We start from the raw sequence: 25,166 nt of genomic DNA, 5'->3' as shown, positions 1-25,166 counted from the left end.
GTGCATGACAGCCTGCGCGGCTACAGCAAGTATCTGCGCATCCCCAGCGCCTGCATCTACGGCGGCGTCGATGAAGCGCCCCAGCGGATTGGCCGCCAGCAGCATGACCAGCACAGACAGCAGGATGGCAGCGACCATCACCGGGATGTGGTCGGCGATGCCGACGGCCGTGATCACCGAGTCCAGCGAGAACACGATATCGATGATGGCGATCTGCAGGATGACCATGCCGAACACGCCCGACGCCTTGCTGGTCGCCGGATTCTCGTCTTCGCCACCGGTGATCAGTTCCTTGATCTCCATGTAACCCTTGATGATCAGGAACAGGCCACCCACGATCAGCACCAGGTCGCGGATGGAGATGCCCATGCCGGCCACGGTGAACAGGTTGGCGGCCATGTGGGCCAGGTAGGCCAGCGACACCAGCAGTGCGATACGGGTGATGCAGGCCACGGCGATGCCGAGCTTGCGCGCAAAGGGACGGCGCTCTTCCGGCAGCTTGCTGACCGCGATGGAGATGAACACCAGATTGTCGATGCCGAGCACGATTTCCAGCGCGCTCAGGGTGAACAGGGTCACCCAGGCGTTGGGGTCGGCGAGGAACTCAAAGGACATGGAAACTCTTCAAGGCAGTGGGGGAATGGGGGTTCAGCCGTAGCGGCCGGCCAGTGCATGCGGGACCACGACCAGGGCCCAGCACAGCAGTACGTTCATCATCAGCACGAACACGGCGGCCGAACCCATGTCCTTGGCGCGCCCGGCCAGCTCGTGGATCTCGCTGCCGTAGCGCTCGATCACGGCCTCGATGGCGGAGTTGGCCAGTTCCATCGCCAGCACCAGCAGCATCGAGCCGATCAGCAGCGCGCGCTCCACCGGGGTCTGGCCGAGCCAGATCGCCACCGGGGTCAGCAGGACCAGCAGGTAGACCTCCAGCCGGAACGAGGACTCATGCAGCCAGGCAGCCCGCAGGCCCTGCCAGGACCAGCGCGCGGCCTGGAAGATGCGGCGCGGGCCGCGCGGCATGTGGCCGAACTGGTCAGCCACGGGTGGAGCATCCAGCAACGGGGGCGCGGCGCAGCGACCGCTCAGACGCACGGCAGGGAGTCATGGGTGCACAGGGATGGGCAGACAGTCGCCATTTTGCCACAAGGCCGCCGGCCATACTCCGCGCGGCCGGGCCGAATGGCCTGCCGGGGACAAGCGCGGGCCGCGCCCGCCTCCTATGATGTCTCCCTCCTTCCTGCCTGGAGTGCACGATGTCCCACCGCCGTCCCGCTCTGCTGATGCTGGGCCTGCTGACCCTTGCGCCGCTGGCGCTGGCACGCGTTCCCTCGCCGTCGCCCCGCGTTCCCGAGCAGGTCTCCAACGTGGCCTGGGCCGCCGACATGGCCGCCTTCGCCGCCGCCGACAAGGTCGCCCCGCCGCCTCGTGGTGGCATCGAGTTCATCGGCAGTTCGTCGTTCCGGATGTGGGACAGCCTGGCGGCCGATTTCGCCGGCCAGCCGGTGTTCAACCGGGGCTTCGGCGGCTCGGAAGTCCGGGACAGCACCTGGTATGCCGGGCAGATCGTGATCCCGTACGCGCCGTGCAAGGTGTTCCTGTACGCCGGCGACAACGACCTCAACAGCGGCCGCAGCGCCGTGCAGGTGCGCGACGATGTGGTCGCCTTCGTGCAGCGCGTGCATCGCGACCTGCCCAAGACCCGGGTGGAATACGTGTCGATCAAGCCCAGCCCGTCACGGGCGCACCTGATGCCGGCGATCAACGAGGCCAACACGCTGGTCAAGGCGGCGCTGGCCAGGCTGCCCAACACCGGCTTCACCGACATCTACACGCCGATGCTGGGCGCCGACGGCCAGCCTGATCGCGCGCTGTTCCGTGAGGACATGCTGCACATGACGCCCGCCGGATATGCCATCTGGACCCGCGCGCTGGCACCGAAGGTGACCTGCGACTGAGACACTGCGCACGCCGGGCATGGCCCGGCGCTACCCCCGCCATTCCGCGGAATGCCCGCTTCTGATCCGGCAAGAGCCCTCTAGCGGAAAATCACGGTGGCTTCGGTTCCCTGCCCGGGTTCGCTGGAGAGGCTGACCTTCCAGCCGAAGCGATCGCACAGCCGGCGTACGATCGACAGGCCCAGTCCGGTACCCTGCGGGCGACTGGGTTCGGCGCGGTAGAACGGCTCGAACGCGCGCGACAGCGCTTCGGCAGACATGCCGATGCCGGTGTCGCGCACCACCACCCGGTCGTCGCGCACATGCACGTCGATGCGGCCTTCGTCGGTATAGCTGCAGGCGTTGCGCACCAGGTTGCTGACCACCACCTGCAGCACCCGCGGCGGCGCATGCAGATTCACCGGTCCGTCGCTGTGCAGGTGCACCACGACCGGGCGCGTACCCAGCAGTTCGTTGGCGTTGTCCACCTCGTGACGGACGATGTCGTTGACATCGAACAGCTCGACCTGCGGCTCGACATCCGCCTCGCGGGCAAGGATCAGGAAGGCGTCGATCACCGCTTCCATGTCACGCCCGGCACGCTGGATGCGCTGCAGGCTGCGGCGCAGGCGCGGCTGCAGGGAATCATCCCCCAGCGCCATGTCGCTGGCCACGCGGATCACCGTCAACGGCGTGCGCAGTTCATGGCTGGCATCGCGGGTGAAGTTGCGTTCGCGGGCGACATGCGCGCTGACCCGGTTGGCCAGCGAATGCAGGGCCGCGGCGAGCTGCCGGGTCTCGCCCTGCATGTCCGCCGGCAGTTTGTTCGGTTCCAGATCGGCTGCCTCGGGGTGGCCGGGGTCCCAGCGCGACACGCGCCGCGCCAGCCAGTTCACCGGCGATACCAGACGCTTGGACGCGCGATAGGTGATCCAGCTGGCGCCATACACCGCCAGCAGGGTCAGCAGCACCGGCACGATGCCGAACCAGAACGCCAGCATTTCCGCGCGTGAGCGCAGGAATACCAGATACAGGCGGCCGGCCGGCCGCACATCGACCAGGACCAGCTGGTCATCCGCCGGCAGTTCGTGGAAACCGGGCTCCAGGTCGCGCAGGTTGGCCGGCAGCGACAACGCGGACTGGCCGCTTTCCAGCAGGTAGCCGCGGATGTTCTGCGTATTGGGGGGAGGCTGTGCGGGGGACGCGTCGTGCAGCGTCCAGTAATACGCCGCTTCCTCGCGCAGCGCTGCACCGACCAGGCTGTGCTTGATGACCAGCGACACCAGCCATGCGCCCAGCAGGATGCCCAGGCTGGCCAGCACTGCCTGCAGGATGAAGGCGATACGGATCTTGCGCGGCAGGCCGTGCGGCATTGCGGGGTCCCGGTCAGAGCGCTGCGATTATAGGCAGCGCACCGCGCCGTGGTCGTGCAGGGATGATGACCGCCGACACTGCCGGTCGGTCATCCCCTGCCCTGTTGCCCGTCCGCTACCGCACCGGGCCTGCAGCTGCACCGGCACGGTCCCTGCTCAGGCCATCGGCTGGGCGATGTCGGCAATGCGATAGCCGGCGCTCTGCACGGTATGCAGCAGCGGGCGATCGAACGGCTTGTCGATGATCTTGCGCAGGTTGTACAGATGGCTGCGCAGGGTGTCCGAATCCGGCAACCCGTTGCCCCAGATCTCGCGCTCGATTTCCTGGCGGGTGACAACCCGCGGCGATTCGCGCATCAGAATCGTCAACAGGCGCAGGCCGATCGGCGACAGCTGCAGTTCGGTGCCGGCGCGGGTGGCGCGCATGCTGACCGGATCGAGCACCAGGTCGGCGACCTTGAGCACTTCCGAACCCACCTGGCGGCGTTCGCGGCGGATCAGCGCGCGCAGGCGTGCTTCCAGTTCCTGGATCGCGAACGGCTTGGTCAGGTAGTCATCGGCACCGAAACCCAGGCCGGTGAGCTTGTCGTCCAGCGTATCGCGCGCGGTCAGCATCAGCACCGGCGTCGATTTGCGCGCATCGTTGCGCAGCCGCCGGCAGACTTCGATGCCATCCAGCCGCGGCAGCATCAGGTCCAGCACCACCACGTCATAGCTGTTCTCCGCCGCAAGCCGGTAGCCGTCCAGGCCATCCTGTGCATAGTCGACTTCGAAGCCACGACCTTCCAGGTATTCGCCGATCATCTCGGAGATGTTGCGGTTGTCTTCGACCACCAGCACCAAGCCGGAAGTCTCCTTCGTCTGACGCATGTGATTCCCTCTAACTTCAGCTTTGTGAAACATGCCGGATCGACGGTGGAGGCAATGTGAAGTTCCGTCAAGAGGTCCGATCCGCTGCTCAGAGCAGCGGCTTGAGCAGGGGCCAGACGTTGTCGAGCACCTTCGGCTGGGCCTGGGCGGTGGGGTGCAGACCGTCGGCCTGCATCATCCCCGGCTGCAGGGCCACCCCCTCCAGCAGGAACGGCAGCAGCGGCACAGCGTAGCGGTCGGCCAGCGCGCGGTAGGCGGCCGCCAGCCGCTGGCGGTACGCCGGGCCGTAATTCGGTGGCACATCGATGCCCAGCAGCAGCACCTTGGCGCCCGCCTTCTGGCTGGCCTGCACCATCTTTTCCAGATTGCCCTGCACCTGCGCCGGGGTCAGCCCGCGCAGGGCGTCGTTGCCCCCCAGAGCGATCACCACCACGTCCGGCTTCTCCTTCGCCAGCAGGCCCGGCAGCCGGGTCAGGGCGCCGGCGGTGGTCTCGCCGCTCATGCTGGCGTTGACGATCCGCGCCGGCGTTTTCGACTGCTGCCTGACCCGCTGCTGCAGCAGGCTGACCCAGCCGGCATCGGCAGGGATATTGTGGGCAGCACTGAGGCTGTCGCCGAGCACCAGGACGGTACCGGCCGGACCTTTGGCACAGGCCAGCCCGGGCAACAGCAGGAACCCTAGCAACAGCACCATCATCATGCCGGCTCGCCGGCTCCATCCCGTCTTGCGCATTGGAGTCTCCTCATCGACAGCCTGTCCCCCCGCAGCGCGCCCGTCGCCATCGCCGTCGACCAGGTCGGCAAATCCGTGCATGGCCCGGAGGGTGAAGTCCACATACTGGACAACATCACTTTGACGGTCCATGAAGGCACCAGCGTGGCCATCGTCGGCGCCTCCGGCTCCGGCAAGACCACCCTGCTCGGCCTGCTCGCCGGGCTGGACCTGCCCAGCCGCGGTCGCATCGCTCTGGCCGGGCACGAACTGTCCAGCCTGGATGAGGAAGCCCGCGCGCAGCTGCGTGCTCGCGAGGTCGGCTTCGTCTTCCAGAGCTTCCACCTGCTGCCGGCGCTGACCGCCGCCGAGAACGTCGCCCTGCCACTGGAGCTGGGCGGGCGCGAGGATCGCGCGCGGGTGGACGCCGTGCTGGACCAGGTCGGGCTGGCCCATCGCGCCCGCCATTACCCGCGCCAGCTGTCCGGCGGCGAACAGCAGCGCGTGGCATTGGCGCGTGCCTTCGTCACCCGGCCGCGCATCCTGTTCGCCGACGAGCCGACCGGCTCGCTGGACCAGAGCACCGGCCAGCACATCAGCGACCTGCTGTTCGAGCTCAACGCCGGCAGCGGCACCACGCTGGTGCTGGTCACCCACGATCTGCGCCTGGCCCAGCGCTGCCAGCACATCCACCGCATCGACAACGGCCGCCTGCAGGCGGTCGCGCACGAGGCCCGCGCATGAACCTGCTGCGGCATGCGTGGCGCGCGCTGCGCCGCGAAGCCCTGGCCGGCGACCTGCTGACCGTGTTCGCCGCGCTGGTACTGGGCGTGGCGGTGATGACCGCGGTCGGCACGCTGGTGAACCGGGTCAACCTGGCACTGACCAGCAGCGCTGCGGAGATGCTCGGCGGCGACCTCGGCGTCGCCGGTCGTGACGACCCGCCGGCCGCCTTCGCCGAAGAGGCCAGGCAGCGGGGACTGGCATCCACCCGCATGGCCAGTTTCGGCACCGTGCTGTTCCAGGGCGATGCCAGCCAGATGGCCAGCATCAAGGCGGTACAGGCCGGCTATCCGCTGCGGGGGACGCTGCGGGTACGCAGCACGCCCGGTGGTGCGCTGATCGACGATGCCGGCATGCCGCCGCAGGGCCAGGCCTATGCCGATCCCCGCCTGCTGCAGGCGCTGGGGTTGAAGGCCGGCGATGACCTCGAGTTCGGCGCCGGTACGCTGCGCATCGCCGGCATCATCGAGGCCGAACCGGATGCCGGCGGCGACCTCCTCACGCTGTCGCCGACGTTGCTGGTCAATCGCGCTGATGTCGACGGCACCGGCCTGCTCGGTCCCGGCAGCCGCATCAGCTACCGGCTGATGTTCGCCGGGCCGGCCGACCGGATCGCGGCGTTCCGGCAATGGCTGCAGCCACAGGTGAAGGGCATGCGCCTGCTCAGCGTGGATGACACCCAGCGCGGCGTGCGCCAGGCGTTCGATCTGGCCGGGCGCTTCCTCGGCCTGAGCGCGCTGCTGGCGGTGCTGCTGGCCGGCGTTGCCACCGCGCTGGCCGCCAACCGCTTCGCCCTGCGCCGCATCGACCAGGTGGCGGTCCTGCGTTGCCTGGGAGCACGCCAGCGCGACATCCTGCTGGGCCTGGCACTGCAGCTGCTGATGCTGGCCGTTCCGGCCTGCCTGCTCGGCATTGGACTGGGCATGGCCGCGCAGGAAAGCCTGGTACAGGTGCTGGGCAGCCTGATACCGCAGCGCCTGCCGCTGCCACAGGCAACACCGGCGCTGACCGGTGCAGGCATCGGTCTGTTGCTGCTGTTCGGCTTCGGCCTGCCGCCGCTGCTGCGCCTGCGCGGAGTGCCGCCGATGCGCGTGCTCAACCGCTCCTTCGCTGCACTGCCGCCCGCCTCGCTGCTGGCCTACGTCGCCGCCCTGCTGGCCAGCCTGGTGCTGGCCGTGCAGGTGACCGGCGACCTGAAGCTGGCCCTGTGGGTGCTGGGTGGCCTGGCCGCTCTCGCCGCAGCGGCGGGCCTGGGCGGCTTCGTGCTGCTGCAGGTGCTGCGCAGCCTGCAGCACCGCCTGCACGGCAACTGGCGACTAGGCCTGGCCGCCCTGACCCGCCGCCGGATGCTGGCGGTGATGCAGCTGGTGGGCCTGTCGCTGTCGCTGTGCGCGCTGCTGCTGCTGGCCGTGACCGGGCCGGGGCTGCTGCAGCAGTGGCGCGAGCGCCTGCCGGAGGACACGCCGAACTACTTCCTGATCAACATCCAGCCCGAACAGCGCGACGGCGTGCTGGGGGCACTGCGCGCGCTGGGTGCTGCCGATGCCAGCATCGAACCGATGGCCACCGGCCGCCTGATCGCGATCAACGGCAAGCCGCCGGTGCGCGTGGACCAGGCGCAGGACGGCCAGGGGCGGGAAAACGGCCCGCGCGAGGACGACGACGAGAACCGGCCACTGAACTTCAGCTGGCGCAGCACCTTCCCGCCGGCCAATACGCTGCTTGAGGGCCACTTCTGGAAGGCGGACAGCACTGCGCCCGAAGCCTCGGTGGAAACCGGCTGGGCCAAACGCTACGGCGTCTCGACCGGCGACCGTATCGGCATTTCCGTGGGCGAGCAGCAGCGCGAGTTCACCGTGACCAGCGTGCGCAAGGCGGACTGGAACACGTTCCGGCCGAACTTCTTCGTGCTGTTGAATCCGAACGCCGTGGGCGACACCCCGCACAACCTGCTGTCGGCGTTCCACCTGCCGGCCGGCCAGGCAGCCGGGCTGGGCGAACTGGTGCGTGCACAGCCGAACCTGTCGCTGCTGGACGTGGATGCGGTGATCTCGCAGGTGCGCGACGTGATGGAACGGGTGGCGCAGGCGGTGCAGCTGGTGATGGTGTTCAGCCTGCTGGCCGGCGTGCTGGTCCTGCTGGCTGCCCTGCAGGCCACGGCCGGCGAGCGCCGCTACGACAGCGCGGTACTGCGCACGCTGGGCGCGACCCGGCGCCAGCTGCGCGGTGCGGTACTGGTCGAGTTCGGAGCACTGGGCACGCTCGCCGCGCTGCTGGCGGTGGGCGCCACGGCCGTGATCGGGCTGGTGGTGTCGCAGAAGGTGTTCGAACTGCCGCTGCTGCCGCCGTGGCCGGGCCTGCTGCTGGGCGGCGTGGTCGGCATCGGGCTGAGCCTGCTGGCGGGCTGGTGGGGCACCCGGCGCATCCTGCATACCCCGCCCGCCCTGGCCCTGCGCGAAACCTGACGCAGGCGCGCCCCGGAAGGCGTGCCGGGCAAGCCCGGCACCCTTCCTTCCGGTAGATCCACGCCATGCGTGGGTCCGGCTGTGGCCTCGAGCATGGCTCGACCCTACTGGGCCTTTTCCACGTACCTGGCGAACACTTCGTCGATCTGCGCGTCCTTCACCTGCTTGCCGTCCTGCAGGTCCTGCGCCTGGGTGAACAGCGGAATGATCATCGCCATCCCATCCAGCTTGGTCTTCAGGTGCACGCCCGGAGCCTGGGTCAGGAAGCCGTCCCAGCGCTGGCGGACCTTGGCCCAGTAGCCGGCGGTGGCCTTCCAGTAGTCGCGCGCCGGGGTGAAGTCGATCTCGGTGGTCTTCACGTAGTCGTTGAAGCCGAACTCGCGCGCGATCTCCATCTGGCTGCCGTCGGTGTTGCGCTGCACCTTGGTGTTGAACTGCTCGTGGGTCCAGCCGTTCGGGGTGAGCGTGTGGCGGTTGACCACCGCCAGCGCGTTGTAGTCGCTGCGCTTGGTGTACTCACGGCGCGGCAGCGGGCGCCAGCTCAGGTCGCTGGTCCAGCTCGGCACGTTGTTGGTGTAGGTCCATTTGCCGGTGCCGCAGTAGCGCGGTGCATCGCTCACTTCATACACGCACTGGGTCCAGGCGCCCTGGTTCACCGCCGCCGGGATGCTGCGCACCCGCCAGGTCTGGTCGGCACTGAACTCGAAGCGGTTCGGGGCCTCGTAGACCCAGTCCTGGCGCCAGTGCTTGGTGATGTGGCCGCTCTTCTCGTCCAGCAGCAGGTGTTGCAGCACGATGCGCTTCGGGCTGTCCTCGACCACGATGACCATTTCATTGCCGCCGCTGCGCATCGCCGGCGCGCGCTCGTAGCCCGGCTTCAGCAGCACGGTTTCGTCGAAGGCGAAATCCACGGTGTACTCACCCTGCATGGCCAGGATGCTGTCGTGGTCGCGGGCGATGTCGGAGGGCTGCGCGCTGGCCACGCCGCTGCCGGCGAGCAACAGCAGGACGCTGGCTGTCTGGAATTTCATCGGGATCTTCCTTCGGGGTTGCAGGTTCGTTGAGAGGCCATCCGTGGCCGTCGGGCGTTCCATCAGAAACAGATCAGAGGCGGATCAGCGGCTGGTCGCCGGGAATCCGTGGTGGCGGCCGGCGCGCGGCGTCGGCACAGCAGCAGTCGTCGATGGCCAGCTCGCCCTCTGCGCCTTCCAGGCGCGCGATGCGGCGTGCGGTGGCCGCGCCCAGCGACGACAGCGTCGACAGGCTGGCCGCCAGGGTGCGGCCATCATCGGCGGCATGCAGGCGCAGCGCACACAGGCGCCAACGCTGGCCGCCGAGATGACCAGCCAGGCGCCGCCACAGGCGTTCACCGACACTGCCGTCGCTGTCGTGCTGTGGGCCCGGCGGCAGCGCGGCCACCAACCGGTCCCAGGCCAGGAAATCGCTGTCCGGCAGCAGGTACAGGCGCCACACGCAGCGGCCACGGCCGTCAAGGAAGCACAGGCTTTCGCGCAGGCCCTCGCTGTCCACGCCCTGGCAGGCATGCACGCGCACCGCCTGGCGCCAGCCGCCAAGCTCGTTGCCGTCGGCGTGGTAGAGACACAACACGGTGCCAAGCGTGGCCAGCTGTGCCGGGGTCGGCCATGCCGCGCGGTGTGGCGCGGCGATGGAGTCATTCCTGCGTGCGGACAAGGCTCGGCTCATGAGGTCACCAGGAAACGGCAAGGCTGGCGGAGAGGGTGCGACCCGGGCTGGTGTAGCGATCCAGCACGCGGCTGGTCGGCGACAGCGTCGTACCCACGTTGGACCAATCGATGTAGCGTTTGTCGCCCAGGTTGAACACGCCTACGTTGAAGGTCGCACCCGGGGCGAAGTTCCAATGTGCCATCAGGTCGGCCACGCCATAGCCGGCCGGGCGGTACACCGTGGCCGAGGCGACGAGGTCCTTGCGCTTGACGAACGTGCCGGCCAGTTCGACACCCCAGGCATCGGTGTCGTACATCAGGCCGACGGTGCCGCGCAGCGGGTCGACCGAATCCAGCGGGGTGTCCTCGGTCTTGTTGTCGCCGCGCGACCAGGCCACGGAACTGCGCAGTGCCCAGCCCTGCAGGGTCGGGCTGATCTGGCCGAAGTCGACGCCGGCCTTCAGTTCAGCGCCGTAGATGCGGGCGTCGGCGATGTTGCGCGACTGGAACACCATCAGGCCCTGCGCATTGGTGCCGACCAGCGACTGCGACTCGATGAAGTCCTTGTACTCGTTGTAGTAGCCGCTGACGCTGACGTAGGCAGCCGGCGACAGGAAGCGCAGGCCCAGTTCCATGCCATCACTGGTTTCCGGCTTCAGGTCCGGATTGGGAATGGCCGTGTAGCCGAAGGCGAAGTTGGTGAAGCCGAGATTGACGTCGTTGTACGGCGGCGAGCGGAAGCCGTGCGAGTAACCGGCAAACAGCGACCATTCGTCGGTGAAGCGATAGACCATGCCAAGCTTGGGCGAGACGCTGGTCTTGGTCAGCTTCGCCACCGCCACGCCGGGATTGTCCTCGGCGAAGATGTTGTCCACTTCCGGCTTCAGCTCGTAGCGGTCCACGCGCACGCCCGGCACCAACGACAGCTTGCCGCCAGCCATGCGCATTTCATCCTGCGCATACAGGCCCAGCTCGGTGGTCTTGCTGATCGGGAAATCGCGTACCGGGAACGCATCGGGCAGGATGGTGGTGCTGGTCTGGCCGTTGGCCAGTACCTGGAAACCATCGCGCTTCTGGCGGATCTCGGTGCGTGCACCCTCGAAGCCATAGGTCAGCGCGTGCTCGACGCTGCCGGTGCTGAAGGCCTTGTTGAACTGCGCCTGCAGGCCGTACACACGCTGGTCGAAGTTGAACTCGCGGTGGCGACGGCTGCGGTTGGCACGGTCCTCATCGGTGATCTGGGTGGTTTCGCTGTGCTGGGTATACAGCTGCCAGTGCAGGCTGTCGGCGAAGCCTTTGTCCAGCGCATCCATTTCATGCGCGAACGACACGCGGGTGCGGTTCTGCTTGTCGCGCGCCTTCATGCCGGTGGTGGTGGTACGGTCGATCGAAGACAGCACGTTGGTCTCGGTCTTGTCTTCGTTGCCTTCCACGGTCAGGCGGAAGCGCTGGTCCTCGCTCGGTGCATAGACCAGCTTGGCCAGGCCGCTGCGACCGTCGCGGTCCTGCGGGTTGGGGGCGGTGCGGGTGTTGTCGTTGCTGCGCACGTCACCCTTGTTGTCGGTTTCCTGGCCCTGGCGATGGTTGATGTTGACCATGCCGCTCCAGTGTTCGCCGCCGAACGCCGTGGTGACACCGCCGAGCAGGCCCTTCCATTCACCGTCGTAGCCGAACTTCAGGCCGACGTAGCTGTCCTTGCCATCCTTCAGGTAATCGGCCGGATCCTTGGTGACGAAGGCGACCACGCCGCCCAGCGCATCGGAACCGTACAGCGAGCTGGCCGGGCCGCGCACGATCTCCACGCGCTTGAGCGTGTCCAGATCGGTGAAGTTGCGGTTGGCATTGGAGAACGAACCAATGTTGAAGCTGGTCGGCATCGAGATGCCATCGGTCTGCACCCGCACACGGTTGCCGTCCAGGCCACGGATACGGATGCTGCCCAGGCCGAAGCGCGCGGCGCTGCGGCTGACCGACAGGCCCGGCTCGTAGCGCAGCAGATCCTTGATGTCCTGCACCAGGTGCCGGTCCATCTGCTCGCGGTCGATCACATCGACCGTAGCGGCGACGTCGCTGACCGCGCGTTCGGTGCGCGTGGCGGTGACCTGCACGCGATCGACTTCGCGCGCATCGGGCGCGGCGCTGGCGGCGGTGGCAGCGTGGGCGGACAGCGGCAGCGCCATCCAGACAGCAAGGCAAAGGGCGGTATGGCGGGTCATCGGGTTCGTTCGGTCAGGCAGAGGAACCCCCGGCCACCGGCACGCCGGAGCGTACGCGGTAGACCGAGGGGGAGAGAGCAGGAGCGGTCGGGTCGCCCACCCTGCGGGCAGCGCCCGGCAGGAGGGAGGGAGGCGGGCGACCAGGCCGCGTTACTTGGTCAGGATCAGCTTGTCGTTGCTGGTGTGCCGCAGGCGATAGAAGCGATCGCCATGCTGGATCAGGATTTCACGACGGCCCTTGAGCAGGGCTTCGCTGTCGATGACCTCTTCCGGCGGAACGACGCGGACCGGACGATCGCGGAGGGTCAGTGTTTCGGGGCGCAGCAGTACAGGTTGAGCGTTCATGAGCATCTGGACTCGTGCGAGGGACGAGTTAAATGATAATGATTCTCAGTTGACAATCAACAACCATTCTCAATTTGATTGATGAGATTAATGATCGAAATCCAGAATTCGATAGATTTTGTGAATCGAATGGCGGGCAGCGGTGACCTTGGGGTCGAGCACGGCTCGACTCCCCGGCGGGAAAATGCTGCGGGTCAGACGAAGGCGGCTTCGATCCGGGCCCAGCCAGCGGCGTCGATCTGCTCCAGGACGTCCAGGGCCTGCAGGTTCTGCAGCAGCTGCTCGACCCGGCTGGCGCCCAGGATCACGCTGGACACCTGTGGATTGCGCAGGCACCAGGCGATGGCCACGCTGGCCGGGGCGTGGCCAAGCTCGCGTGCCACCGCGCTGAAATGACGGACCTGGGCCAGGCGTGCCTGTGCATCGGCGCCCAGAACCAGATCCTGCAGCCACTCCATGCCCTCGCGGCCGAGCCGGGCGTCGGCCGGAATGCCACGGTCGTACTTGCCACTGAGCAGGCCGGACGCCAACGGCGAGAAGATGGTGGTGCCCAGGCCGGCCCCCGCGTACAGCGGGGCGTATTCGGTTTCCACCCGCTCGCGGTGCAGCAGGTTGTACTGCGGCTGCTCCATCGACGGCCCCTGCAGGTGGTGCCGCGCGGCGATGTCCAGCGCCTGCTGGATCTGTGCCGCCGACCACTCGGACGTGCCCCAGTAGAGCACCTTGCCCTGCCGGATCAGGGTATCCATCGCGTGCACGGTCTCGGCGATCGGCGCGTCGGGATCCGGGCGGTGGCAGTAATAAAGGTCCAGATAGTCCACCCGCAGGCGCTTGAGCGCGGCATGGCAGGCATCGGTGACGTGCTTGCGCGACAGGCCGCGCTGGGTCGGTCGCGGATCCTTGGCACTGCCGAAGAACACCTTGCTGGACACGCAGAACCCATCGCGCGGCAGGCGCAGGTCGGCGATCACATCGCCCATCACCTGCTCGGCGCGGCCATTGGCATACCCCTCGGCATTGTCGAAGAAGTTGATGCCATGGTCCCAGGCCGCGGCAACCAGGTTGCGGGCCTCGTCGCGCGGAATCTGGTCACCGAAGGTCACCCAGGCTCCGAAGGACAGGGCGGATATCGGCAGGCCGGTGGAGCCCAGGCGGCGGTAATGCATGCAAATCTCCTGCTGCGGGCCCGCATCCGGGCCGGAATCGAGCCCCATTCTACCCGTCGTGCCGACCGCAACCCCTTGCCGTTGCTGGCCCGATCGGTGCCGATGGCCGCGCGCACGCTGCTTTTCCTTGCCCCGGCCCCTGCCCTGCACTAGGCTTCCCGTTTTTCGCGACGCCCCAGGGGAGTCACTCACATGGTCGAAGGTTTGGGCAGGATCGGCTTCGGCCTGTTCGGGTTGGCGGTGCTGATCGGCATCACCTGGTTGTTTTCCAACAACAAGCGCGCGGTGGACTGGAAGCTCGTCGCCACCGGCATCACCCTGCAGATCGCCTTTGCGGCGCTGGTGATCCTGGTCCCCGGCGGCCGCGACGTGTTCGATGCGCTCGGCCACGGCTTCGTGAAGGTCCTGAGCTTCGTCAACGAGGGCTCGAAGTTCATCTTCGGCTCGCTGATGGACGTCCAGAACTACGGCTTCATCTTCGCCTTCCAGGTGCTGCCGACCATCATCTTCTTCTCCGCGCTGATGGGCGTGATGTACCACCTGAACGTCATGCAGGCGATCGTCCGGGTGATGGCGTGGGCGATCACCAAGGTGATGCGCGTGTCCGGTGCCGAAACCACCAGCGTCTGCGCCAGCGTCTTCATCGGCCAGACCGAGGCGCCGCTGACCGTGCGCCCATACATCGCCAAGATGACCCAGTCCGAGCTGCTGACCATGATGATCGGTGGCATGGCCCACATCGCTGGCGGCGTGCTGGCGGCCTACGTGGGCATGCTCGGTGGGGGCGACCCGACCCAGCAGGCGTTCTACGCCAAGCATCTGCTGGCGGCCAGCATCATGGCCGCACCGGCCACGCTGGTGGTGGCCAAGCTGCTGATCCCGGAAACCGGCACCCCGCTGACCCGCGGCACGGTGAAGATGGAAGTGGAGAAGACCTCCAGCAACATCATCGACGCGGCGGCGGCCGGCGCCGGCGACGGCCTGAAGCTGGCGCTGAACATCGGCGCGATGCTGCTGGCCTTCATCGCCCTGATCGCCCTGCTGAACGCCCCGCTGACCTGGCTCGGCGAAGTGACCGGCCTGGCCGCACAGATCGGCAAGCCGACCAACCTGTCGACCATCTTCGGCTACCTGCTGGCACCGATCGCCTGGGTGATCGGCACTCCGTGGGCCGACGCCACCACCGTGGGGTCGCTGATCGGACAGAAGGTCGTGATCAACGAATTCGTCGCCTATACCGAGCTGTCGCAGATCGTGAACGGCCAGGTCGCCGGCGTGACCCTGTCCAACGAAGGTCGCCTGATCGCCACCTATGCGCTGTGCGGCTTCGCCAACTTCAGCTCGATCGCAATCCAGATCGGCGGCATCGGTGGCCTGGCCCCGGAACGTCGCCACGACCTGGCCAAGTTCGGCCTGCGCGCGGTACTGGGCGGTACCATCGCCACCTTCATGACGGCGACCATCGCCGGCGTGCTGACGCATTTCAGTTGAACCCTAGTTCGAGAAAAGATTCCCTATGAGCAGCAGTGTCGTTGTCGTCGGTTCCTTCAATGTCGATCACGTGTGGCGGTGCGAGTCGCTGCCGGCACCGGGCGCGACCATTGCCGGCCGCTACAGCACCGGCCCCGGTGGCAAGGGCTTCAACCAGGCCGTGGCCGCATGCCGCGCGGGCGCCGACACCCACTTCGTGTGCGCCCTGGGCGATGACGCCGGCGGTGCCACCGCCCGCGACCTCGCCGGCGAGGACGGTTTCGCGCTGATCGCCGAAGCCAGCAGCGAACCGACCGGCACCGCCGGCATCTATGTCGATGCACGGGGTCGCAACACCATCGTGATCGGCCCGGGCGCCAATGCCGCCCTGAGCACCGATTTCCTGCAGCAGCAACAGGCGCTGCTGACCGGTGCCCGGGTGGTGCTGGTGCAGCTGGAGTCGCCGGTGCAGACCATCGAAGCGGCACTGGCTGCCGCCCGCGAGGCCGGTGTCACCACCGTGCTCAACACCGCACCGGCCGACGCCCCCTCGACCATCGGCCTGCTCAAGCTGGCCGATGTGATCACCCCGAACGAGACCGAGTTCGCCGCCCTGCTGGGCCGCCATGTCGGCGAGCGCGTGGATGCCAACGACGTGGCCGCGCTGGATGGCGCCAGCCTGCATGCGCTGTGCCGCAAGCTGGTCGGCAATGGTACCGTGGTGGTGACCCTGGGCTCGGTGGGCGTGTTCGTTTCGCATGCCGATGAGAACCTGCGCGGCGATACCCAGCCGTACTACCGCGTGGGTGCCGAGCAGGTGCAGGCGATCGATACCACCGGTGCCGGCGACGCCTTCAACGGCGCGCTGGCCGCCTCCCTTGCCCAGCTGCCGGAGGCGCCGTTCGCACGCCATGTGCGCTTCGCCAACCAGTTCGCGGGCCGCTCGACCGAGAAGGAAGGCGCCGCAGCGGCGATGCCACGGCTGACCCCGGCCGACGTGGAAATCCGGTAGGTCCACGCCGCAGCTGCATGAACCGGCCCGGGCGCGCAGGTGCCCGGGCCTTTTTCTGCCTGCGCCCATGCAGGGCACGCAGCCCTGCCCCAGCCGCCCACGATGACCCGCCACTGGGGGCGGCGGAAGCAACCGTCAAGCATCTGCTGATGCCCGTACGGCATGAGGTCGGTCCGGATCGGCCTGAACCGGCGCCTCGCCGACCCGGCCATGTGACCGCCTGCGGCCTACAATGGGCGCATGCAGATCGGCCCCTACACCATTGCTCCCAACGTCGTGCTGGCGCCCATGGCCGGCGTCACCGACAAGCCGTTCCGCCTGCTGTGCAAACGGCTGGGCGCGGGCCTGGCCGCCTCCGAGATGACCATCAGCGACCCGCGCTTCTGGAACACGCGCAAGTCGATCCACCGCATGGACCATGAGGGTGAACCGGCACCGATCAGCGTGCAGATCGCCGGCACCGAGCCGCAGCAGCTGGCCGAGGCGGCGCGTTACAACGTCGACCATGGTGCGCAGATCATCGACATCAACATGGGCTGCCCGGCCAAGAAGGTCTGCAATGCCTGGGCGGGTTCGGCGCTGATGCGTGATGAATCGCTGGTGGCGCGCATTCTTGCTGCCGTGGTCAACGCGGTCGATGTGCCGGTCACGCTGAAGATCCGCACCGGCTGGGACTGCGACCACCGCAATGGGCCGCTGATCGCGCGCATCGCCGAGGACAGCGGCATCGCCGCCCTGGCCGTGCACGGCCGCACCCGCGATCAGCACTACACCGGCCAGGCCGAGTACGCCACGATCGGCGAGATCAAGGCCGCGCTGCGCATTCCGGTGATCGCCAATGGAGACATCGATTCGCCGCGCAAGGCCGCCTTCGTCCTGCAGCAGACCGGCGTGGACGCAGTGATGATCGGTCGCGCAGCGCAGGGCCGGCCGTGGATCTTCCGCGAGGTGGCGCACTACCTGGCCACCGGCGAGGAACTGGCCCCGCCGTCACTGGCCGAAGTGCGCGATATCCTGCTTGGCCACCTGCACGCCCTGCATGCCTTCTACGGCGAGCCGCAGGGCGTGCGCATCGCGCGCAAGCACCTGGGCTGGTACGCCAAGGACCGGCCCGAGAATGCGGCGTTCCGCGCCGTGGTCAACCGCGCCGAAGATCCGCAGAGCCAGATCACGCTGACCACCGAGTACTTCGACCGACTGATCGCCGGGCAACCGGCGCTGCCGTCGGCTGCCTGACCCCGCACGCCCCGCAGTCGACCCTGCACGACGCACCACGAGCCCGCGACCATGACACCGCCGATTTCCTCCCCCACCTACCTGCACGGGTTCTCCGGCACCGAACAGCAGCGCCTGATGACCCAGGCCCGCCTGCTGGAATCGAGCATCTTCGGCCAGATCGACTACGGCGGCGCACGACGCCTGCTGGAAGTCGGCAGCGGCGTGGGCGCGCAGACCGAGATCCTGCTGCGCCGCTTCCCCGACCTGCACGTGACCGGCGTGGACCTGAGCGAAACGCAGCTGGCGACCGCCCGCGAGAACCTCGCGCGCACGCCGTGGTGCAGCGATCGCTACACCCTGCAGCAGGCCGATGCAGGCGAGCTGCCGTTCGAGGCACGCAGCTTCGATTCGGCATTCCTGTGCTGGGTGCTGGAGCATGTACCTTCGCCGGCCCGCGTGCTCAGCGAAGTGCGCCGCGTACTCGCACCGGGATCGCCGGTCTACATCACCGAAGTGATGAACGCATCGTTCCTGCTCGATCCGTATTCGCCGCACATCTGGCGTTACTGGATGGCGTTCAACGATTTCCAGTACGACCATGGCGGCGATCCCTTCGTCGGCGCCAAGCTCGGCAACCTGCTGCTGGCGGGTGGTTTCCGCGATGTGCATACCGAGATCAAGACGATCCACCTGGACAACCGCGAGCCGGCGCGGCGCAAGACGATGATCGCGTTCTGGGAGCAGCTGCTGCTGTCGGCCGCCGAGCAGCTGCTGCAGGCCGGCACCGTGGACGAGGATACGGTGGAGGGCATGCGTCGCGAGTTCCGGTTGGTGCAGAACGATCCCAATGCCGTGTTCTTCTTCTCGTTCGTGCAGGGCCGCGCGACGGTGTATTGACCGGCGCCTGCACCGCTGCGCTGCGGCAGTGCCACGCGCCGCATGGCTGGCAACCCGCTAGAATCGTCGCGGGCTGGCGTCGAGGACGGGCGCGCGCTGGACCCGGCCCCTTCCGCATGCGCGGCAACGGGAGCACCGAGCTCCGCGCCTGAAGGGATTCCTGATGACAGCACGCGCAACGACTCCGGGTAGCACGCTGCCCCTCGCCGCCCGGGAAGGCGGCCTGCTGGATGGCCTCGACTCCCGCCAGGCCCGTCTGTGCCTGGGCATCGTGGCGGTGCTGTGCCTGCTGTATGTCGCATTTGCACTGACGCCCTCGTCGTATGCGATGGCCAGCCAGTACCTGGGGCTGGCGCCGATCGAGCCCCTGCTCGGCAAGGCGCGGGGCATCCGCATGGACGAGTGGATGGTCTACACCCCTTACTTGCAGATCGCGGTGGCCAACGACTTCGGCGCGACCAACGCGTTTTCGCCGTACCACGAGACGCTGCGCTCGTTCCAGGCGCTTCCGCTGCTGGACTGGGGCCTGCTGTTCAAGCCGTACCACTGGGCCTTCTTCATCCTGCCACCGGCCAACGCCTACTCGTTCTTCTTCATGTTCATGGCGATGGCGTTCCTGTGCGGCTGGGCGCTGTTCCTGCGCCAACTGCGGGTTCCGCCGCTGGCGGCCGTGCTGGTCGCGCTGACCCTGTACTTCTCGCCCTACGTGCAGGTGTGGTGGACGACCAACTGGGGCGCGTTCGCGCTGGCACCGTGGGTAGCCGTGGCCTGGCTGCGGATCGACAACCGCTGGCTGCGCATCCTCGCCAGCGCCTACGCACTGGTGGTCTGGCTGCTGGCCGTGGCCTACCCGCCCTTCATCATTTCAGCGCTGCTGGCCATGGGCGTGCTGGTGCTGGCCTTCCGCCGCGATGCGTTGACAGTGGCACGCCTGCTCGATGCGGCGGTCGCCGGCGGCCTGGCGTTGCTGGCGTTCCTGGGCTATTTCCACGAAGCGATCGAGATCGTCCGCAACACCGTCTATCCCGGCCAGCGCGAGAGCGCCGGCGGCGGGGTCAGCCCGGTCGCGCTGCTCACCCACGGGTTCCCCAACCTGATGACGCGCGGGTTCTATCCGCTGCCTGCGTTCGAGCCGTCCAACGCCTGCGAGATCGCAGTGTTCAGCAGCCTGCTGCCGCTGTTCACCGCCGTCCTCGCCGACTGGACGCAGGTGCTGCGCTGGGCGCGCGGCCACCGGCTGTCGCTGGGGGTGCTGGCCGCCGGCATCGCGCTGGTCGCCTGCTGGATCTTCCTGCCGGTGCCGCTGCGGATCGGCCAGCTGACCGGACTGTCGATGGTGCCGCCCACCCGTGCGTTGCTGGCATTGGGCCTGCTGCTGAACATCGGCTGCGCGATCGTGCTGGTGCGCGGCGGGGTGCGCCTGGGACGCGGCCGCCTGCTGCTGCTCGCGGCCCTGCTGCTGGCGGGATGCCTGCTCAAGTTCGCCTTCGGCCAGGGCAGTTTCAGCCGGCTGCATGCCACGGCCGATGCATGGCCACTGCTGTGCGTGGGCGTGCTGGCCTTCGCCGCGCGCCGCCCGCGGCTCGCCGCGCATCCGGTGGCGCTGGTGCTGGCGGTGGCCGCGCTCGGCAACGTGCTGACCAACGGGCTGTTCAATCCTGTGCAGTCGGCCCGGCCGATCTTCGACATGGACCGCAGCGCCGTGCTGGCGTCGATGCAGGCGCGCGGTGCACGGCAGGCTGCGGACGGAGCGCTGGTGGTGGAAGGGCGCTACGGTGCGCTGCTGTCCGGCGTCGGTATCCCGGCAGTCAACCACACGCTGTATTTCCCGCAGCTGGCGTACTTCCGCGCGCGCTTCCCGGACATGCCCGAAGACCGCTTCAACACCACGTTCAACCGCTATCACCATGTGATGGTCAGCGACGTCGCCGAACCCCGTTCGATGTACGCCGACCTGGTGGAAGTGCCCGCAGCCGCGATGCTGGCCGCGCCCGCGCAGCCGCCGGCACCGCCGCAGCCCTGAGGACGATGCAGATGAACGCCCACGCGCGCCCGGCCACGCCACCGAAGATCGCCGTCATCATTCCCTGCTACCGGGTGACCCGCCACGTGCTCGGCGTGCTCGCAGCGATCGACGATGCGGTCACCGCCATCTACTGCGTTGATGATGCCTGCCCGGATGGCAGCGGCCGGATGGTCCAGGACAGCACGCGCGATCCCCGGGTCAGGGTGCTGTTCCATGCGCAGAACCGCGGCGTCGGTGGTGCGATCAAGACCGGCTACCGCGCGGCCATCGCCGAGGGCATGGACATCCTGGTGAAGGTCGATGGCGACGGCCAGATGGATCCCACACTGCTGATGGACTTCGTCGCTCCCATCGCCGAGGGCAACGCCGACTACACCAAGGGCAACCGCTTCTGGAACCTCAGCCACATCCGTCGCATGCCGCTGTTGCGGCGGATCGGCAACCTCGCGCTGTCGTTCATGAGCAAGGCGTCGTCCGGCTACTGGCAGGTGTTCGACCCGACCAACGGCTACACCGCCATCCACGCCCGCGTTGCCAGCCACCTGCCCCTGGATGCGATCAGCGACCGCTACTTCTTCGAGACCGACATGCTGTTCCGCCTCAACACGGTGCGTGCCGTGGTGCAGGACGTGGCGATGGACGCGCGCTATGCCGACGAGACCAGCAACCTGCGCATCAGCCGGGTACTGGGCGAGTTCGCCTTCAAGCACGTGCGCAACACGCTCAAGCGCGTGGGTTACAACTATTTCCTGCGCGACCTGACCATCGCCTCGCTGGAGCTGATCGCCGGGCTGGGACTGCTCGCCTTCGGTGGCGTGTTCGGCGCGTACCACTGGATCGCATCGGCATCGGCGGAGGTTGCGACGCCGGTCGGTACGCTCATGATCGTCATGGTTTCGCTGATTTCAGGTCTGCAGTTCCTGCTGGCATTCGTCGGCTTCGACATCGCCAATGCGCCGCGCCAGGTCCTGCATCGCTCGATCCAGCTCAACCGCACAGCACCGCCGGCCTGACGCCGGCACAGCATCCCCGCCTGCCGATCAATCGCCCGCGTGCACCGGGGCACCACCGCCGGTGGCGCCCGTCGCTGCCGGCGCATGCCAGATCCGCTGCCACATCGCGGCCAGCCTGACGCCGACATCGGCGCGCGCCGCTGGGCTGCTGTAATCCGTGCGCCGCTGCTCGGGCACGATCGCCTGCCAGCGCCCATCGACCTGCCGTGCCACCGCGAAGTTGAAGGTGTAATCCGGCTCCAGGCCCATGCGCAGATCACTCAGCACCAGCATTCCGTCCACTATCTGCGCACGCATGAAGCCACGGTTGAACCACTGCAGGCGTTGAACCGCTGGAATCGACTGCGCTTCACGCAGGGCCTGCACATTGGACGGGTGGCCTTCGAACTGCATCGGGCCGCGGTCGGCCACCAGCGAGCGATCGCCGACCACGTAACCGTTCGGGGTCATCGCCACCACCCGCCACAGCAGGGTGTTGAACGGCATCGGCACCGAGAATCGTGGCGCATCGCCCAACCCCATGGCCGCAAGGCTCTGCTGGGCGGCACGGTCGACCTGTGCCTTGGCCAGCAGGCCCCATCCCAGGTAGCCGGTACTGAGCACCAGGGCAACCCCGAGTACCTTGCCGGCCCATGGCCGCGCGCGCCCGAACCACGCCACCACGCAGCCCAGCAGCAGCCATACCGTGTACGCCGGGTCGATGATGAAAACACTCGAGCCCATGGTCGGGTGTGGCCGCAGTGGCCACCACAGCTGGGTCCCGTAGACGGTGAACGCATCCAGCAGTGGATGGGTGACCAGCGCCAGCTGGATGGCCCAGAACCAGCGCAGCGGCGACTGCGCCACCCGCCCCCGCCCGTAGCGCTTGAACAGCCACCAGATCAGCGCCGCCACCCAGGGCAGCACCAGCAGCGAATGGCTGAAGCTGCGGTGGTCGACCATCACCGCTACGGGATCCTCGGCAGTGAAGCCCAGCCACAAGGCATCCAGATCCGGCAGGGTGCCAAGTGCGGCACCGGCCAGCAGGGCCGCGCGGCGATGTCCGGGCGGGGCGATGGCAGCGGCTACGGCGCCGCCGAGAACGATCTGGGTCAAGGAATCCATGGCCCGATGCTAACGGCTTTGCCGGGCGACAGCAGAGCCCGGACGGTGGCCGGTGCCGCTGGGCTCAGGCAGCTGCCGCGCGCCGGGCTGCGCCGGGCAGCTCCACCAGCGTCCGCCCATGGTGATCGAGCAGGCGCAGCGCGCCGTCATGATCTTCGGCCAGCGCGGTCAGGCTCTCCACCCAGTCGCCGTCGTTGGCGTAGACCAGGCCATCGCGCTCGACCAGCGCCGCACGGTGGATGTGCCCGCAGATGATGCCGTCCAGGCCGCGCCGGCGCACGTCGTCCAGCCCGGCCTGCACGAAGCGCTCGATGTAGCGCTCGGCCGCACCACTGCGCTTCTTGAGGAATTCCGACAGCGACCAGTAGCGCATGCCCAGCCGGCGGCGTACGGCGTTGAGCGCCTGGTTGCCGGTCAGGATGCGGTAGTACAGCAAGTCGCCGAACTTTTCCTGCAGGCCGCCAAAATGGGTGACACCGTCGTAGTCGTCGCCATGGGCGACCAGCAACCGTCGCCCATCGGCGGTCACGTGGATCGCACGACGACGCACCTGCATCGCCGGCAGCATCAACCCGCAGACATGGCGCAGCGAGGCATCGTGATTGCCGGGGATGTAGATGATCTCGGTACCGTTGCGACGCAGTCCATGCAGCGCCTGGATGACGTCGCTGTGCGACTGCCGCCAGTTGGCGCGGTGATGCGCCATCCACCACAGGTCGATGATGTCACCGACCAGGTACAACCGTTCACAGCGAAGCTGGGCGAGAAACACGGCCAGTTCGGCCGCGTGGCAGTGACGCGACCCCAGATGCACGTCGGAGACGAACACGGCGCGACGGTGTGGCGACAACGTCGCCAGCGCGCTCATGCCTGCGCTCCGGCATCGCGCAGGTAGCGCTTGCGCTTGTGCGGTCGGATCGCGCACAGGTCCACCTCGATCAGACCGTCGATCGAGTCGCTGAACGCCGGGTCGACACCGAACGCAAGGAAGCGCGCGCCACCGGGCTCGCACAGGTCGGTGTACTGGCGGTACAGGGTCGGCACGCCGGTGCCGAGTGCGGCCAGGTTGGCCTTCAGGACATCGAAGGCTGCGCCCGCATCCAGTTCGCCGAAACTGGGCGGTGCCGCGAAGTACTGGAAGGGCCGGTTCGACTCGGCCAGGCCGGCGATGCCGCCGTAGTAGCGCTGGTAGTAGGCCACCAGTTGCTCGCGCGCATCGCGCGGCAGCGCCGCACTGATCGATACCGCACCGAAAAGGTAGCGGATGCCGGGCCGGCACTGCAGGTAGGCGCCGATTCCCTGCCACAGGTAGTCCAGGCTGCGGCTGCCCCAGTAATCGGGCACCACGAAGCTGCGGCCCAGCTCCAGCCCCTCGGCGATATGGGTGATGGCATCGTCGGAATAGCGGAACAGCGACGCGCTGTAGAGCCCTGCCAGCCCGCGCCGGGCCAGCGCGTGCGCGCCCCGCATGATGCGGTACGCGCCCGCGATGCGCTGCGCGGCAGCGTCCCAGATCACGATGTGCTCGTACTGCGGATCGAAGGCGTCCAGGTCGCGGCTGTGGCCGGTACCCTCGCCCACCTGGCGGAACGTCAGCTCGCGCAGGCGTCCCAGTTCCAGCAGCAGCGGCGAGTCGGCGCTGCAGCTGGCCAGCAGGATCTGCTTGCCGTCGGCGGTCTGTCCGAGCCGGACAGCGCCAGCGATGGCGGCCGCCACCTGCGACGGCGGCACCGGTGCGGCCAGTGGTTCGGGGCCGGCGCTGGCAGTCTCGCCGGGGCGCAGGTCGCGGCCCAGCGCATACACCGCGCGCCGTACCGCCAGCAGCTGCTCGCCCGGGTCGCCCTGTCCCAGCTGCATCGGTTCACCGACGCGCAACCGCAGCGGCCGACCACGCCGCGCGAACATCTCGCGCGCCAGCAGCGCGGTGCCGGCTGGCTTGAACAGGGTCGAGGCGCCGTAGAACAGGGCCGAATTGCGTGCCTCCACCCTCACCGGCAACACCGGGGCGCCGGCGGCCCGGGCGAACCTGACGAACCCGCGCTGCCAGCGACCATCACGGATGCCGCGCAACGACAGCCGGGATACCTCGCCGGCCGGAAACACGATCACGCACTGCTCGGCGGCCAGCGCCTGCTCCACCGCCTGCAGGCTGCCGCGCTGGACCTTGCCGCCGAGGATGCGGACCGGCAGCAGCAGGTCCTGCAGGGGACCGATGGCGCCCAGCAGATCGTTGGCCACGATCCGCACATCGCGGCGGATGCGGCCGACCGCGTCCAGCAGCGCCAGCGCGTCGAGTGCACCGGACGGATGATTGGCCACGATCAGCAGACGGCCCGTGGCCGGAATGCGAGCCAGGGCTGCCGGATCCACCTGGTACTGGCCGTCCAGGAACTCCAGTCCGGCGGCCACGAAGCCGAATCCGCGCACGTCCGCGTTGCGCCGCAGGAAGTCCTCCACCCGGTCCAGCCGCGACCAGCGACCCACACTGCGCAGCAGTGGCCGCGCGAGCTGGCCGCGGCGGCCGTGGAACCACTCCGGAAAGCGTTGCTGCAGACGCTGTTCGAGTTCCTGCATGGCGTGCTCACTGATACCCGGCGGCCGGATTGGCCGACAGCCTGCGCCTGGCACGCGGCAGGCAGATGGCGGTTTCGGGGCAGAACGATGACGGCCGGTCCCGCTCCGGCAACGCCGGAACCGCCCCTTCCCCCCCGCAACACGGCCTTGCGGCAATGGTCACGCCAGTGGAACACTGCCTGCGCACCGTGTCCTGCAGACGCCCGCCAGGCCTTGTGCCAGAGGGCACGTCACCTTAACCACCGGCAACCCGTACGGGTTCACAATGCACAGGCGGCGCACCCCGTGTATGATGCGCGC

Annotated in this window: 22 protein-coding genes; 9 read left to right on the top strand and 13 right to left on the bottom strand. The window is 68.1% G+C overall.

All coding sequences use genetic code 11. From position 1 onward, the window contains the following. The coding region (locus QMZ25_RS05595; protein WP_283219242.1) for a TerC family protein at nt 1–615 on the bottom strand (615 nt) is incomplete at its 3' end. 33 nt (nt 616–648) lie between these two features. Then, a complete protein-coding gene (locus tag QMZ25_RS05590; RefSeq protein ID WP_053516413.1) occupies nt 649–1,044 on the bottom strand; it encodes a diacylglycerol kinase in 396 nt (131 codons plus the stop codon). A gap of 212 nt (nt 1,045–1,256) precedes the next feature. On the opposite strand from QMZ25_RS05590, the gene QMZ25_RS05585 reads away from it, so the two are divergent. Then, entirely contained in the window at nt 1,257–1,958 is a 702-nt protein-coding gene (locus QMZ25_RS05585; protein ID WP_283219241.1) for an SGNH/GDSL hydrolase family protein, read from the top strand. Nucleotides 1,959–2,038: 80 nt separating this feature from the next. On the opposite strand, the gene QMZ25_RS05580 is transcribed toward QMZ25_RS05585, so the two are convergent. From QMZ25_RS05580 to QMZ25_RS05570, 3 genes are all read right to left on the bottom strand, one after another. Beyond that, nucleotides 2,039–3,310: a HAMP domain-containing sensor histidine kinase gene (locus QMZ25_RS05580; RefSeq protein ID WP_053516416.1), complete on the bottom strand. Its 1,272-nt coding sequence runs from the start codon at nt 3,308–3,310 to the stop codon at nt 2,039–2,041. 156 nt (nt 3,311–3,466) lie between these two features. Further along, the gene (locus QMZ25_RS05575; RefSeq protein ID WP_002811889.1) at nt 3,467–4,180 is read right to left on the bottom strand and encodes a response regulator transcription factor; all 714 of its coding nucleotides are present in this window, start codon (nt 4,178–4,180) and stop codon (nt 3,467–3,469) included. Nucleotides 4,181–4,268: 88 nt separating this feature from the next. Continuing rightward, nucleotides 4,269–4,913, bottom strand: a complete 645-nt coding sequence (locus QMZ25_RS05570) for an arylesterase (RefSeq protein WP_053516417.1) — start codon at nt 4,911–4,913, stop codon at nt 4,269–4,271. A 75-nt stretch (nt 4,914–4,988) separates the two neighbouring features. On the opposite strand from QMZ25_RS05570, the gene QMZ25_RS05565 reads away from it, so the two are divergent. Beyond that, nucleotides 4,989–5,636 carry an ATP-binding cassette domain-containing protein gene (locus QMZ25_RS05565; RefSeq protein ID WP_080375229.1) on the top strand — a complete coding sequence of 216 codons (648 nt, stop codon included), beginning with the start codon at nt 4,989–4,991 and terminating at the stop codon, nt 5,634–5,636. Next, nucleotides 5,633–8,140 (top strand): FtsX-like permease family protein, encoded by a 2,508-nt coding sequence (locus QMZ25_RS05560; RefSeq protein ID WP_283219240.1) that lies wholly within the window; start codon nt 5,633–5,635, stop codon nt 8,138–8,140. The genes QMZ25_RS05565 and QMZ25_RS05560 overlap by 4 nt, the downstream gene beginning before the upstream one ends. Nucleotides 8,141–8,244: 104 nt before the next feature. Here the strand turns inward: QMZ25_RS05560 and QMZ25_RS05555 are convergent, their stop codons facing one another. From QMZ25_RS05555 to QMZ25_RS05535, 5 genes are all read right to left on the bottom strand, one after another. Next, entirely contained in the window at nt 8,245–9,171 is a 927-nt protein-coding gene (locus QMZ25_RS05555) for a DUF6607 family protein (protein ID WP_197600886.1), read from the bottom strand. A 73-nt stretch (nt 9,172–9,244) separates the two neighbouring features. After that, nucleotides 9,245–9,844: a Hemin transport protein gene (locus tag QMZ25_RS05550; RefSeq protein WP_065175798.1), complete on the bottom strand. Its 600-nt coding sequence runs from the start codon at nt 9,842–9,844 to the stop codon at nt 9,245–9,247. 4 nt (nt 9,845–9,848) lie between these two features. Next, entirely contained in the window at nt 9,849–12,005 is a 2,157-nt protein-coding gene (locus QMZ25_RS05545; protein WP_283219244.1) for a TonB-dependent hemoglobin/transferrin/lactoferrin family receptor, read from the bottom strand. A 186-nt stretch (nt 12,006–12,191) separates the two neighbouring features. Continuing rightward, nucleotides 12,192–12,386: a hemin uptake protein HemP gene (locus tag QMZ25_RS05540; RefSeq protein ID WP_005412278.1), complete on the bottom strand. Its 195-nt coding sequence runs from the start codon at nt 12,384–12,386 to the stop codon at nt 12,192–12,194. A 194-nt stretch (nt 12,387–12,580) separates the two neighbouring features. After that, nucleotides 12,581–13,552, bottom strand: coding sequence for an aldo/keto reductase (locus tag QMZ25_RS05535; protein ID WP_283219239.1), 972 nt, complete (start codon nt 13,550–13,552; stop codon nt 12,581–12,583). A gap of 192 nt (nt 13,553–13,744) precedes the next feature. On the opposite strand from QMZ25_RS05535, the gene QMZ25_RS05530 reads away from it, so the two are divergent. From QMZ25_RS05530 to QMZ25_RS05505, 6 genes are all read left to right on the top strand, one after another. Then, the gene (locus QMZ25_RS05530) at nt 13,745–15,043 is read left to right on the top strand and encodes a nucleoside transporter C-terminal domain-containing protein (RefSeq protein ID WP_053516424.1); all 1,299 of its coding nucleotides are present in this window, start codon (nt 13,745–13,747) and stop codon (nt 15,041–15,043) included. Nucleotides 15,044–15,068: 25 nt separating this feature from the next. Continuing rightward, nucleotides 15,069–16,034, top strand: a complete 966-nt coding sequence (locus QMZ25_RS05525) for a ribokinase (RefSeq protein ID WP_283219238.1) — start codon at nt 15,069–15,071, stop codon at nt 16,032–16,034. Between the two features lie 240 nt (nt 16,035–16,274). After that, nucleotides 16,275–17,270 carry a tRNA dihydrouridine synthase DusB gene (gene dusB / locus QMZ25_RS05520; RefSeq protein ID WP_053516426.1) on the top strand — a complete coding sequence of 332 codons (996 nt, stop codon included), beginning with the start codon at nt 16,275–16,277 and terminating at the stop codon, nt 17,268–17,270. A gap of 51 nt (nt 17,271–17,321) precedes the next feature. Next, nucleotides 17,322–18,149 (top strand): class I SAM-dependent methyltransferase, encoded by an 828-nt coding sequence (locus QMZ25_RS05515; protein ID WP_074901780.1) that lies wholly within the window; start codon nt 17,322–17,324, stop codon nt 18,147–18,149. Between the two features lie 163 nt (nt 18,150–18,312). Continuing rightward, nucleotides 18,313–20,172: a hypothetical protein gene (locus QMZ25_RS05510; RefSeq protein WP_283219237.1), complete on the top strand. Its 1,860-nt coding sequence runs from the start codon at nt 18,313–18,315 to the stop codon at nt 20,170–20,172. Between the two features lie 11 nt (nt 20,173–20,183). Then, entirely contained in the window at nt 20,184–21,188 is a 1,005-nt protein-coding gene (locus QMZ25_RS05505; RefSeq protein ID WP_111186341.1) for a glycosyltransferase, read from the top strand. 27 nt (nt 21,189–21,215) lie between these two features. Here the strand turns inward: QMZ25_RS05505 and QMZ25_RS05500 are convergent, their stop codons facing one another. The 3 genes from QMZ25_RS05500 to QMZ25_RS05490 all read right to left on the bottom strand — a co-directional run bounded on the left by QMZ25_RS05500 (nt 21,216) and on the right by QMZ25_RS05490 (nt 24,866). Continuing rightward, nucleotides 21,216–22,292, bottom strand: a complete 1,077-nt coding sequence (locus tag QMZ25_RS05500) for a metal-dependent hydrolase (protein WP_128989154.1) — start codon at nt 22,290–22,292, stop codon at nt 21,216–21,218. A gap of 64 nt (nt 22,293–22,356) precedes the next feature. Continuing rightward, entirely contained in the window at nt 22,357–23,160 is an 804-nt protein-coding gene (locus tag QMZ25_RS05495; protein ID WP_283219236.1) for a UDP-2,3-diacylglucosamine diphosphatase, read from the bottom strand. Beyond that, complete coding sequence (locus tag QMZ25_RS05490; RefSeq protein ID WP_053516432.1) at nt 23,157–24,866, bottom strand: lysophospholipid acyltransferase family protein; 1,710 nt, start codon at nt 24,864–24,866, stop codon at nt 23,157–23,159. Before QMZ25_RS05490 ends, QMZ25_RS05495 begins: the two co-directional genes overlap by 4 nt. Between the last annotated feature and the right edge of the window lie 300 nt (nt 24,867–25,166).

It is taken from the genome of Stenotrophomonas sp. RS-48, from assembly GCF_030053245.1.
Lineage (GTDB): Bacteria > Pseudomonadota > Gammaproteobacteria > Xanthomonadales > Xanthomonadaceae > Stenotrophomonas > Stenotrophomonas maltophilia_P.
This window is presented reverse-complemented; position numbering and strand designations above follow the sequence as displayed.